Raw genomic sequence first — 13,832 nt, forward strand, 5'->3', positions numbered from 1 at the left:
AAAAGCAATTCTGTTGTGTATTTTCGACTTGTTGCAAAGTGAAGCTCACCCAACATCAGTTTAAAGAAATATTTTCCTCCTGAGCCTTTAAATTTTAAAAATTTAGCCTGCTCCGTATTTATTTTAAACTTCTCAATATCCTCTTCACACTCAAACTTCAATTCATAGCTTAAACTTGTAAAAATTACTTTCCCTCTCCTGGAAGTGAACACAAATTTATATTCATCATTAAACCGCCTGCTAATTACAAAAGCACCCATTTATAATTTAAATTTAGATTGAAGATTTTTTAGATTCCTATGATAGTAAAACTCAAATTTGATCTTTAAATTGCATTTTCACAGATTTAAGTTTACACCATAAAAAAAGCCTCTTCAAAAGAAGAGGCTTTAGTACTCAGAGCGGGACTTGAACCCGCACGAACATTGCTGTTCACTGGATTTTAAGTCCAGCGTGTCTACCAATTTCACCATCCGAGCATTATACTTATTCGATGTTACAACATCATCGAGCAATTTTGCTTTTGAGCGAAAAACGGGGCTCGAACCCGCGACCTCGACCTTGGCAAGGTCGCGCTCTACCAACTGAGCTATTTTCGCGTTTCAAATTCTGTTAAGAACTGCAACACCTGACTTGTCTTGTATTGCGAGTGCAAATTTAGGACATTTATTCAATTATACAAGCATTTTTCGAAAAAAAAATTCACTTATTTTATAACATTCTGATAACCTAAACTTTAAATCTGAATTTTCTAATTTTATTTCTTTACCAACATTCTTTTAATCTCATTAAGCTTCATCAAAGCCTCCACTGGTGTGATTGCATTAATATCTAAGCCTAAAATTTCCTCTTTTATCTCTTCCAGTAACGGATCATCAAGATTAAAAAAACTCATCTGCATTTCATCATTTGCAGACTTGATTCCGTTTAGTGCATCGCTCGAATGATTTTTTTCCAGTTTTTTCAAAAGTTTTTGTGCTTTTGAAATAACAAGCTGCGGCATTCCGGCCATTTTAGCAACGTGAATTCCAAAACTGTGTGCGCTTCCTCCTTTTACAAGCTTTCTAACAAATAAGACGGTATCTTTTAATTCTTTTACAGCTACATTAAAATTCTGAATTCTCGGAAGCGATTCCGTCATTTCATTTAATTCATGATAATGTGTCGCAAAAAGCGTTTTTGCATTTGAAGGATGCTCATGCAGAAATTCGGCAATAGCCCAGGCAATCGAAATTCCGTCATACGTACTGGTTCCTCTTCCAATCTCATCTAGCAACACTAAACTCCTGTCAGAGATATTATTCAAAATAGAAGCCGTTTCATTCATTTCAACCATAAAAGTTGACTCTCCCATCGAAATATTATCGGAAGCCCCAACTCTTGTAAAAATCTTATCAACGATTCCCATTCTGACGCTGTCTGCAGGAACAAAACTTCCCATTTGCGCCAATAGAACAATCAATGCCGTTTGTCTCAAAATTGCCGATTTACCGGACATGTTTGGTCCTGTAATCATAATAATCTGCTGTGTTTCCCTGTCTAAAAAAACATCATTGGCGATGTAAGGAGTTCCAACCGGTAATTGCTTTTCAATCACAGGATGTCTTCCGTTTTTTATATCCAGCTCAAAGGTATCATCAATTTCAGGACACACATATTGATTTTCGATTGCTAATTGGGTAAACGAACACAAACAGTCTAATTGCGCAACCAGATAAGCATTCATTTGAACCGGTTTGATGTAAGTTGCAATCCAGGCAACTAATTGCTCAAAAAGATCGGTTTCAATTTTATAGATTTTTTCTTCTGCCCCTAAAATTTTAGTTTCGTATTCTTTTAATTCTTCTGTGATATAACGTTCCGCATTAACCAAAGTTTGCTTTCGGATCCATTCTTCGGGAACTTTGTCTTTATGGGTATTTCTAACTTCAATGTAATATCCGAATACATTATTGAATGATATTTTTAAAGAGGAAATTCCTGTTCTCTCTGATTCTCTTTTTTCGATTCCTTCCAGAAACTCTTTTCCGGAAGTAGAAATAGCACGCAAATCATCCAGCTCTTCATTGACACCTTTTGCGATTGCATTTCCTTTTGAAATTGCAACGGGTGCATCCTGATTTAAAGTGTTTTTGATTTTTTCTCTTAATAAATCACAGGCATGCAAACTATCACCAATAATTTTTACGGCTTCCTGTGGGCTTTCCAGCGCCAGGGCCTTAATTGGAACAATAGCATCTAAAGATTCTTTTAGGTAAATAATTTCACGGGGCGAAACTTTTCCTGCCGCAATTTTGGAAATCAAACGCTCTAAATCTGAAATTTGCTTGATTTGATATTGAATATTATGCAGAACTTCAGAATTTGACTTTAGATAGAAAACTACATCATGACGGCCTTTTATCTTATTGCTGTCTTTTAGAGGAAGGGCAAGCCAGCGTTTCAGCAAACGTCCGCCCATTGGCGAAAGTGTTCTGTCAATAACATCTAAGAGTGTTACTGCATTTGGATTATAGCTGTGATATAGTTCTAAGTTTCGAATCGTAAAACGATCCATCCAGACATACGCATCTTCCGCAATACGCTGAATCGCCGTGATGTGCTGCACACGATTATGCTGTGTTTCTGACAAATAATACAAAATTGCTCCCGAAGCAATAATACCTTCTTTTAATTCTTCAATACCAAATCCTTTTAAAGAAGTAGTCTGGAAATGTTTTGTCAGGGTTTCTAACGCGTAGTCTTCCTTATAAATCCAGTCTTCAAGATAGAAACTATGAAAATCTTCTCCAAAAGCTTCTTTAAAATCACTTTTATTGTTCTTTGGAACTAAAATCTCGCTCGGATTAAAATTCTGAAGTAATTTATCAATGTATTCTGCATTTCCCTGAGCTGTTAGGAATTCTCCTGTGGAAACATCCAAAAAAGAGACTCCTATATTTTTATTAGCAAAATATACCGATGCTAAAAAGTTATTTGTTTTTGATTGTAAAACCTCATCGTTCAAAGAAACTCCGGGCGTTACCAGTTCTGTCACACCTCTTTTTACGATTGTTTTAGTCATTTTGGGATCTTCAAGCTGATCACAGATCGCAACACGAAGTCCGGCTTTAACTAACTTTGGCAAATAGGTGTTAATAGAATGGTGTGGGAATCCGGCAAGTGCTGTTTCAGTTTCAGAACCTGCTCCCCTTTTTGTCAATGTGATACCAAGAATTTTAGAAGCCCTGATAGCATCTTCTCCAAAGGTTTCATAAAAATCCCCTACTCTGAAAAGCAGACATGCATCAGGATATTTTCTCTTGATTTCGTTGTACTGTTTCATTAAGGGTGTTTCTTTCACCACTTTCTCTTTCGTTGCCAAATTATTATATTTTAAATGAAATTTTGTGACAGCGAATTTAGGATTTTTTGAAGGAATATCGAAGGCTTCAAAAATTAAAATATTTTAAGAATTTTTTAAGTTCAGATATAAGAATTTTATATAGATTTGTGATAATTAAAAAAGACTCATAAAAGATGAAAAAAATAATTTTATTTGCTATGTTAGCTGTAGTTGGAATTACAGCTTCTAATGCTCAAAGCACTAAAAAAGCTAAAGCTGCGAAAGTTGCTAAAATTGAAGGAGCTGGAATGGCTTTTGAAACTGAAACAATTGACTACGGAACAATCGCTCATAATGCGGATGGAAAACGTGAGTTTGTTTTTGTAAACAACGGAACTAAGCCACTTATCATTACAAACACACAAGGATCTTGTGGATGTACTGTTCCTACAACACCAAAAGAGCCAATCGCTCCGGGTGCTAAAGGTATTATTGGAGTAAAATATGCTACTGACAGAGTTGGTGCTTTTACTAAAACGGTAACTGTTACTTCTAATGCTGAAGGACAACCAACAAAAGTACTTACTATTAAAGGTACTGTTTTACCAGATCCGGTAAAAAGCTAATCTGAAAAACACTTAAAATAATTGAAAAAGCTTCCTTATCTTTGGAAGCTTTTTTTATGACCTGAACCTGACCCAAATGAGAAAACTTGAAAATAGCGAATTAGACAGAAAATCGATTGAAGATTTTAAGGAATCAGAGAAGACTCCTCTGATTTTGGTATTAGACGATATTCGCAGTCTGCATAATATCGGTTCTGTATTTAGAACTGCAGATGCTTTTTTGATTGAAAAAATTATCTTATGCGGTATTACGGCTACCCCTCCAAACAAAGAAATTCATAAAACAGCACTTGGCGCTACTGAAACTGTCGCCTGGGAGCATCACGAGAATGTACTGGAAGTTATCGAAAACCTTAAAAAAGATAGTGTACTGACTCTCGCCATTGAACAAGTCGAAAGCGCGGTTTTCCTTCAGGATTTTAAAGTGGAGAAAAATCAAAAATATGCTTTAATTTTCGGAAACGAAGTTTATGGCGTTGCTCAGGAAGCAGTTGCAATTTGTGATGGATGTATTGAAATTCCGCAACTCGGAACAAAACATTCCTTAAACATTTCTGTAAGTGCCGGAATTGTTGTTTGGGATTTATTTAAAAAATTAAAATGGCCAAACTAACAATTAAAGAATATTTGTATCTAAAAAATGTGATTTTTAAATCAATTTAAGTATTTAAATGTTAGATATGTAAATATATTTTTTTATTATTAAGAAATTGATACTTTTATAAAATGAAAGCTATCAATTTCCTAAAACCACTACGTTTATTATTTTTATTATTATTCCCTTTTGTGGGATTTGCTCAATATACATCTATTCCTGATCCAAATTTTGAACAGGCTTTAATTGATTTAAATATTGACAGCGGTCCTATTGATGGTCAGGTTCTGATTGCAAATGTCAAAGACGTAACAGCACTATTTGTTCCGGGCAAAAACATTTTTAACTTAACAGGTATTGAGGCTTTTGTAAAATTAGAAAAATTAGATGTCGGGATACTTAATGATAATATATTTCAAAGAAACTTTCTTACCAATTTAAATCTTACCAACAACATTTTTCTGAAATCTCTAACATGCGGATATAATCAATTATCTACTATCGATCTTTCAAAAAACACGGCATTGGAAATTCTATCTATAGGAAATAATGAATTAAGCAGTCTGGATGTTTCAAAAAACACATCTTTAACTAACCTTATATTTCACAACAATAACATTACAAGCATAAACCTTGCTCAAAATACTTCTTTAATAAACATAACTTGCATCTTTAATAAGTTAACCACTTTAGATGTTTCAAAAAACATCAATTTAATAACTCTAAATTGCGGTAATAACAATTTATCAAATCTTGACATTTCTAAAAACTCACTACTGCAAGCATTATTCGTAAATAATAATCAAATAACTTCTCTGGATACTTCTAATAATCCAAATTTAGGATTATTAGATTGCAGAAGTAATCAAATAACTTCTCTGAATATCCCTAATAGTTTAGGCACCTTAGACTGCAGTTATAATCAATTATCTAGTTTAGATATGTCTAACAATACTAATCTTAATACTCTTTTGTGCAATCATAATCTGTTGACAAAATTGAATTTAAAAAACGGACAGAACACAAAACTAGACTCTCCAAATTTTAAATTTAACTCCGGTCTGACCTGTATACAAGTAGATAATGAAGCTTATTCAAATACAAACTGGAAAATCTACAAAGATAATACAGCAAAATATTCAAACGACTGTAGTAAACTTGCAACAACTGCTCCTATTGTTAAAGCAACCGGAGATCAGCTATACTGCCCACAAAATCCAATGAAAATTGTAACTGATTTTACTATAACTCACGACCCTGCAGAAACAGGAACTAAAGTTATTTATATTCAAATTTCGTCTGGTTATTCAAGTGGTTTAGATCAGCTTACTCTTTCAAATCCGGCAGCACATCCTAATTTAACGACAAGCTGGGATGCAACAGCAGGGAAATTAAGTATAAAAAATCTAACAGGTACTGATGTTTTATATGCTGATTTAGTCGACGCTGTAAAAGATGTGATTTTCTTAAATTCTTCGGCTTCAGCTTCCGGAACAAGAACTTTTTCAATAACAATTGGTAATGCCAATTATTTACCTTCTACGCAACATTATTATTTATTTGTTCCAAGTGTTGGTATAACCTGGATAAATGCCAAAACTGCTGCAGAAGCCACAAGCTATTACGGTCTGGAAGGCTATCTGGCAACTGTATTATCTGCTGATGAAGCCATATTAATTGGCGAACAGGCGTCCGGAACAGGATGGATTGGAGGAAGTGATGCCGAAACAGAAGGTATCTGGAAATGGGTAACAGGTCCGGAAGCAGGAACTGTTATGAATTATACTTTTTGGAATTCAGGCGAACCAAATAATCTGGGCGATGAAGATTATGCCCATATTACGCAGCCGGGAGTTGGCACCAGAGGGTCGTGGAATGATTTGTCCAATACCGGTTCATTAAGTCCCGGAGACAATTATCAGCCAAAAGGTTTTGTTGTAGAATATGGCGGAATGCCGGGAGAAGTTCCTTTGCAGATTGCTGCCAGTACCAAAATAACAATTCCGGAAGTAAATATTGTTACACCCAATCCGGTTTGTGATTCGGGCAGTTTTACTTTGACCGCTACTTCAACACCCGGAACCACTATAAGCTGGTATGACGTCCCAACAGGCGGAACACCTCTGAAAAGCGGAACAAGTTTTACAACTCCCACATTAAACACAACAACTATTTATTACGCAGACCCCGGTTGTGAGAGCAAAAGAAAGCCCGTTACTGCTACCGTAAATATAACTCCAAACATGCCTGTTGCTGCAGAATCTACTGTGTCCAGATGTGGAGAAGGTACCGTAAACTTACAAGCCAGCTCAAATATTGGGGTTATAAACTGGTACGCAGCTTCAACAGGAGGTCCAAGTTTGTTTACCGGAAATAGTTTTTCTACACCTTCAATTTCAGCAAATACTACTTATTACGCAGAGGCTTCCAATAATGGTTGTGTAAATTCAAACCGTATTCCGGTAAATGCTGTCATCTATAGCCTTCCTGTGGTTACAGATGAAACTGTTATTCTATGTCAGTCGCAAAAAATTATACTCGATGCAGGAATTGCAGGAATGGGTTATTTATGGTCTAACGGAGATACAACACAAACAACAGAAGTAAGCACAGGAGGAACTTACACTGTTGAAGTGACAAGTCCGGCTCCTGAAAGTTGTCCCAATACAAAAACAATAATCGTAAATGAACATGTTTTTCCTCAAATAAAAAGTATTAATGTCAACGGAAGAAAAGCTACTATTAATCTGGCCATTGAAAAAGATTATTTTGAATATTCTGTTGATGGTTTTAATTTTCAGGATTCTAATGTGTTTTATGATGTTCCGGGAGGGCTGCAAACAGCTTATGTGAGAGATAAAAGCGGATGCGGAGGAACTATACAAAACTTCGTGGTTTTGGTTTTTCCTGCATTTTTCACTCCAAATAATGACACTTTTAATGACGTTTGGGAGGTAACCGGAATTGAGAATTACCCTCAGGCGAAAGTCACCATTTTTGACCGATACGGAAAACTTATAACACAATTAAGTTCCGGAAAAATGAGTTGGGATGGCACTTTTGACAAGATCCCCCTTCCCGCTTCTGATTATTGGTACGCAATGGAGATTGATAACACTATGCCTGTTTTTAAAGGACATTTTACTTTGAAGAGATGATTTTTTAAATTAGAAAATGTGGCAATGTGGCAATTTGATAATTAAAAAAAATTAAGAATTAGATAAACCCTTTCTAATTATCTAATTATCTCAATTGAAAAATTATCTAATTTTTTTCTGAATCTCATTTAAAATAAAAAGATAGTCTTCGTGTTTCTTTACAAAGTCACGGTCTGAAACATCAATAATCAAAACATTTAAATCTGCTTGGGATTTGATGTATTCTAAATATCCATTATTTATTTTTTCTAAATATTCAGCCGAAATATTTTGCTCATAAGGGCGTCCGCGGCGTTTGATATTCTCGAGTAGCCTTCCTGTATTTTGGTATAAATAGACATACAAATCAGGTTTTTGCATTTCTTTGTAAATGATATCAAATAAGTTTCTGTGCAAACGATATTCATCTTCAGCAAGCGTAATTTTGGCAAAAATCAATGATTTAAAAATATGATAATCAGCTACAATAAAGTCTTTGAACAAATCAAACTGAGCCAGGTCATCTGACAATTGCTGATAACGATCCGCCAAAAAAGACATTTCTAAAGGAAACGCATATCTGTTTTGGTCTTTATAAAATTTGGGTAAAAAAGGATTGTCTGCAAAGCGTTCCAAAACTGTTTTAGCATTAAAATCTTCTGCGATTTTATGTGCCAACGTCGTTTTTCCGGCTCCTATATTTCCTTCAAAAGAAATATAGTTAAACTTTTCTAATGGGATTTCCTGCAATGGATTTTTCAAATCCTGAACCACAGTACAAACGCTTTCATCCGGAGTAATTGCCAGTAATTCGGATATTGTTTTTTGAAAAACAGGGTGTTTCCAGTCCAGATTTAAATCCTGTACGGGCAACAAAACAAATTTCCTGTTTTGCATTAGCGGATGCGGAACCTGAAGTTTATCAGACTGAATAATTTCATTATCAAAAATAATCAGATCGATGTCTATAATCCTGGATTGATATCCTTGCTCACTGGTACGGATTCGTCCTAAATGTTTTTCTATTTTTAAAACCTGACTAAGTATTTTCTGAGCAGAAAATGAAGTATGAAGAGTAAGCGCGCAGTTATAAAAAGCATCACTTTCAAAGCCCCATGCGGGAGTTTCATATAGTCTGGAAACCTGTATCACGGTTCCTACCTCCTGATGTATCAGATCAATACAACTTTGGATGTTTGTTAACCGGTTTCCTTCATTACTTCCTATAGATAAAACGACCTGGTGCTGTGATTTCATAATAAATGCAAATTAACTAAAACTATTTTAGAATTAACAATATATTTGTGAAAGGAGTTCTAGATTAATCCGTAACTTGTTTATTAAAAGTGTAACGTTTTACTCTTTTTTGCTACTTATATAAAAAATGTATTTATGAAATTTCTAGGAAATGTAGTTGCCACAGTGATTGGTATTTTTGTGTTTATTATGTTGTTCTTTTTTGGGGTAATTCTTATCGGAACTATTTTTGGAGGTGAAGATACGGTTTCAGTCAAAGCTGATTCTGTTATAGAATTAGATCTGAAGAAAATCAAAAATGACTATGCAGGAAAATACAAAGATCCATGGGTTACCGCTTTTTCTGATTCAAAAGGAGTTGGTTTAACCGATGTAATCAACGCAATCGAAGCTGCAGAAAAAGACGATAAAATCAAAGGAATTTCAATTCTAAACGACCAGTCATCATTAGGGCTTGCGCAGTATAAAGACTTAAGAAATGCGCTTGAAAAATTCAAAAAATCAGGAAAATTTGTCTGGGCATACGCCAATACTTATTCTCAGAAAGAATATTATTTAAATTCTGTTGCCAATACAATTTATCTGAATCCTGCGGGAGATTTAGATTTTAAAGGACTTTCGTCTGAAATTATGTTCTTTAAGGACTTTCAGGACAAAACAGGTATTCATATGGAAGTGATTCGTCATGGAAAATATAAAAGTGCTGTTGAACCATTTTTAGAAAATAAAATGAGTGATGCAAACAGAGAACAGATAACGGCTCTTTTAAATTCTGTCTGGGCAACCGTTTCTAATGACATTTCAAAAAGCCGAAATATTCCTATTGATAAAGTAAACGAAATTGCAAATGGTTTGCTTGCAAGAACTCCGGAAATGGCAAAAGCGCAACATCTGGTTGACATTGTAGCCTATGAAGACGTTTATCACAATGCTATCAAAGAAAAATTAAAAGTTGATAAAGATGAAGACTATAATAAGATTTCGATTTTAGACTATACTCAAAACAATATTACCACTGCTCTGACAAATTCTTCAAGTGATCAGATTGCTGTGATTTACGCGCAGGGCGAAATTGAAAGCGGTGAAGGCGATGTAACTGTAATTGGCGAAGGCGCAATGCGTCGTTCTTTGCAGGAGGCGAGAAAAAATGATGATGTAAAAGCGATTGTTCTTCGAATTGACAGCCCGGGCGGAAGTGCTCTGACATCTGACCTGATCTGGAGAGAAATTGAAATTACCAAAAAAGTAAAACCGGTTGTGGTTTCTATGGGTAATTATGCTGCGTCAGGAGGTTATTACATTGCCTGTAATGCAGATAAGATTTTTGCTGAAAGCAACACTATAACAGGTTCAATTGGTGTTTTTGGAATTCTTCCAAATTTCACTCCTTTAGCCAATAAATTAGGGATTAATACCGAACAAGTTGAAACTCACGAAAATTCAGCAAACTACAGTCCGTTTGTACCCGTAGATGAAAAATTCAAAGCTTTTACTTTAGAAAGTGTAGAAAACATTTACAAGACTTTTGTAACCCATGTTGCCCAAGGAAGAAAAATGACTTTTGCTCAGGTTGATTCTATTGCGCAAGGAAGAGTGTGGTCTGGTTCTGAAGCTGTAAAAATTGGTCTGGTTGATAAAATCGGCGGACTAAATGATGCTATAGCAGAAGCAGCAAGAATTGCCAAAATAAAATCATACAGTACACAAAATTATCCTGAATACGAAAAATCGTTCAACGAACTATTGTCCGGTTTTCCTTTTGCAAAATCTAAGGAAGCTTTTATAAAAGAAGAAATTGGCGAAGAAAACTACCTTATTATTGAACAGGTAAAAAGACTTCAGAAACAAAAAGGTGTTCAGGCAATGTTGCCTTATGGAATAAATATCCGATAAAAAACCAAAAAATATAGTCAAATCCGTTTGGGGTATTCTCAGACGGATTTTTTTTGTTTTTAATTAACCCAAAGTTAATTTCTACTTAACATCATTAACGTGTTGTGTTATCTATTTTAGCAAAAAATTACAGCGCTTTAATAAAAATCAAAACCGTACTTCATAAAGTTTTAAAAATATATAAAATTAATTTATTTTTTTTTGATAGCTTGCCTTAATCGAAATTCGATATACGGCAGGCTATTGTTTTTTTATGAAAAATTTCAAATAACCTGAACGATAAAAGTATATTTTTGCAAGAATAATACACATAAATTAAGAACCTTAAAATCTCAAATCTATAATTAATTATGTTAAAGAAAATTTTAAAAATCGCAGCAATTGTTCTTGTGGTATTTGTTGCCGCATTATTCGCTATCCCCTATTTTTTCAAGGATCAGATAAAAGCGAAAATCGCAGAAGCTATTAATGAAAGTGTAGATGCAAAAGTGAGTTTTGCAGATGCTGACTTAAGTTTATTCAAAAATTTCCCAAATGCTGCTGTCGGGATTGATAGTCTGGTCATTATCAACAAAGCACCATTTGAAGGCGATACTTTGGTTTCGCTGGGGAAATTAAATCTGAAAATGAGCATTAAAGAACTTTTTAAAGGAAAAGATGAACCTTTGAATATTGAAGGAATCACTTCTGAAAATGGTCTGATCAATATCATTTTTAATAAAGATGGTGTAGGAAATTTTGACATTGCCTTAAAAGACAAAGAAAAAACGGAAAAAGAAGAAGCCGGCAAGCCATTGGCCTTAAAAATCCAGAACTACAAAATTGAAAATTTTACTTTTAGATATATCGATCAGGGTTCTAAAATTAAAATGGTAATTGACAGCCTGAATCATGAAGGAACAGGAGATTTTACAAATTCCAAACTTGATTTAAACACAAAAACGACAGCGAACGTGTCATTAGACATGGACAAGGTTAATTATATGAAAAATATAAAATTAACATTAGATGCTATTCTTGGAATTGATTTAGAAAAGAGCAAATATACTTTTAAAGAAAACAAGGCTTTAATCAACCAATTGCCTTTAGAATTTGACGGGTTTATCCAGATGGTTGAGGCAGGTCAGATTTATGATTTGAAATTTAAAACTCCAACTTCCTCATTTACAAATTTCTTAGGCTTAATTCCTTCGGCTTATGCTTCCGGTTTAGACGGTGTAAAAACGACAGGAGATTTTACTGTAGCAGGCTTTGCTAAAGGGGAATTAACAGATAAAACTGTACCAAAATTCAATATTGCAATTGCTTCAAACAATGCTTCTTTTCAATACCCGAACTTACCAAAATCGGTTCAGAATATTGTAATTGATACCAAAATCATTAATGAAACCGGAATTTTAAACGATACTTACGTTAATTTAGATAAACTGTCGTTTAGAATTGATCAGGATGTTTTCAGCGCTAAAGCAAATGTGAAAAACATTACTGTAAACCCAATTGTTGATGCTGCATTAAAAGGAACTATTAACCTGGCAAACCTTTCAAAAGCGTATCCAATTAAACTGGACAAACCTTTGGCTGGTATTTTAAAAGCGGATGTAACTACCAATTTTGATATGGCTTCTGTAGAAAACAGCCAATATCAAAACATCAAAAATGCAGGTACAATGAGTTTATCAGGTTTTAAATATACTGATGAAAACAATAAATCAATGAATATCAGCACTGCTTTGGTTGAGTTTAATCCAAGCAGAATCAACCTTAAGCAATTTGATGCTACTACAGGAAAAAGTGATATCAGCATCAATGGAGTTTTGGAGAATTTCTATGGTTTTATGTTCAAAAAACAGGAACTGAAAGGAAATTTCAACATGAGCTCAAACCAATTGGCTGTTGATGATTTTATGACTTCTGGCGAACCGGCAAAAACAGAAACAAAAACTCCGGCAAAACCGGCTGAAGCAATGAAAATACCGGCATTTTTAAATTGTACTTTAAATGCAAAAGCCAACACGGTTTTATATGATAATCTAAAACTAAAAGATGTTGCCGGAAAATTAATTATCAAAGATGAAAAAGCAACTTTAGAGAACTTCAAAACTTCTATTTTCGGAGGATCAATTGGCTTAAACGGAGCGGTTTCCACAAAAGAAAAAGTACCCACTTTTGATGTGAATTTAGGATTCAATCAGGTTGATATTGCACAGACTTTCACCCAATTGGAGATGATGAAAAAAATTGCTCCATTGGCAGGAATTATCAACGGAAAACTGAATTCGACTATTAAATTGAATGGAAATCTTGATGCTAAAGAACTGACTCCGGATTTAAAATCGATTTCAGGAGATTTGCTTGGACAATTACTTTCGACTACAGTAAATTCTAAAAATTCGACTGTATTGAATTCGCTTACCTCAAATATCAAATTCCTTGATTTAAGCAAGCTGAACTTAAATGACTTAAAAATGGCATTGACTTTTGATAATGGAAAAGTAAATGTGAAACCATTTGACATTAAATACCAGGATATCAAAGTTACGGTTGGCGGAACTCACGGTTTTGACCAAACGATGAATTATAACTTAAAACTAGATGTTCCGGCCAAATATTTAGGAACTGAAGCTAACGCATTAATTGCTAAAATGTCTCCTGCTGATGCTGCAAAACTGGACAATATTCCTGTAAATGCATTGATTACAGGTAACTTTTCTAATCCAAAAGTATCTACTGATATGAAAAGTGCTGTGAGCAGCCTGACCACACAATTAGTGAATCAGCAAAAAGAGAAGTTAACTCAAAAAGGAGCTTCTGCCCTTACTGATCTGCTTAATAAAAACACGAAAGCAAAAGACACGACAAAAGCTGCAGCTACTGAAAAAGAACAAAAAACTCAGGAAGCTACCAAAAAAGCAAGTGACTTGCTAAACGGTTTGTTTAAGAAGAAAAAATAAGCAAGTATATTACAAGCATAAAAAAAGGTCAATCTGTTACGATTGACC

The 13,832-nt window shown here is 34.5% G+C and carries 8 protein-coding genes and 2 tRNA genes; 5 read left to right on the forward strand and 5 right to left on the reverse strand.

The genetic code is table 11. From position 1 onward, the window contains the following. The 4 genes from DCO46_RS05645 to mutS form a co-directional block, all read right to left on the reverse strand. Positions 1 to 260 (reverse strand): DUF1508 domain-containing protein (locus DCO46_RS05645; RefSeq protein WP_116751592.1); only part of this gene is annotated, 260 nt, incomplete at its 3' end. Between the two features lie 133 nt (positions 261 to 393). Further along, positions 394 to 479 (reverse strand) — tRNA-Leu (locus tag DCO46_RS05650). Positions 480 to 526: 47 nt separating this feature from the next. Further along, positions 527 to 599 (reverse strand) — tRNA-Gly (locus DCO46_RS05655). Between the two features lie 158 nt (positions 600 to 757). Continuing rightward, positions 758 to 3,364: a DNA mismatch repair protein MutS gene (gene mutS / locus DCO46_RS05660; protein WP_116751593.1), complete on the reverse strand. Its 2,607-nt coding sequence runs from the start codon at positions 3,362 to 3,364 to the stop codon at positions 758 to 760. Between the two features lie 155 nt (positions 3,365 to 3,519). Here mutS and DCO46_RS05665 point away from each other — a divergent pair, with 155 nt between their 5' ends. From DCO46_RS05665 to DCO46_RS05675, 3 genes are all read left to right on the forward strand, one after another. Next, positions 3,520 to 3,951, forward strand: a complete 432-nt coding sequence (locus tag DCO46_RS05665; protein WP_042565706.1) for a DUF1573 domain-containing protein — start codon at positions 3,520 to 3,522, stop codon at positions 3,949 to 3,951. Between the two features lie 76 nt (positions 3,952 to 4,027). After that, entirely contained in the window at positions 4,028 to 4,564 is a 537-nt protein-coding gene (locus tag DCO46_RS05670; RefSeq protein ID WP_116751594.1) for an RNA methyltransferase, read from the forward strand. 113 nt (positions 4,565 to 4,677) lie between these two features. Then, entirely contained in the window at positions 4,678 to 7,704 is a 3,027-nt protein-coding gene (locus DCO46_RS05675) for a T9SS type B sorting domain-containing protein (RefSeq protein ID WP_243416257.1), read from the forward strand. A gap of 102 nt (positions 7,705 to 7,806) precedes the next feature. Here the strand turns inward: DCO46_RS05675 and folK are convergent, their stop codons facing one another. Continuing rightward, positions 7,807 to 8,940, reverse strand: coding sequence for a 2-amino-4-hydroxy-6-hydroxymethyldihydropteridine diphosphokinase (folK, locus tag DCO46_RS05680; RefSeq protein ID WP_116751595.1), 1,134 nt, complete (start codon positions 8,938 to 8,940; stop codon positions 7,807 to 7,809). 135 nt (positions 8,941 to 9,075) lie between these two features. Here folK and sppA point away from each other — a divergent pair, with 135 nt between their 5' ends. Continuing rightward, on the forward strand, positions 9,076 to 10,833 hold the full coding sequence (gene sppA / locus DCO46_RS05685) for a signal peptide peptidase SppA (protein WP_116751596.1): 1,758 nt from the start codon (positions 9,076 to 9,078) through the stop codon (positions 10,831 to 10,833). A 350-nt stretch (positions 10,834 to 11,183) separates the two neighbouring features. Beyond that, positions 11,184 to 13,784 (forward strand): AsmA family protein, encoded by a 2,601-nt coding sequence (locus DCO46_RS05690; RefSeq protein WP_116751597.1) that lies wholly within the window; start codon positions 11,184 to 11,186, stop codon positions 13,782 to 13,784. Positions 13,785 to 13,832: the final 48 nt, after the last annotated feature.

The sequence above is a fragment of the Flavobacterium sp. HTF genome, assembly GCF_003105115.1.
In the GTDB taxonomy this organism is placed as follows: domain Bacteria; phylum Bacteroidota; class Bacteroidia; order Flavobacteriales; family Flavobacteriaceae; genus Flavobacterium.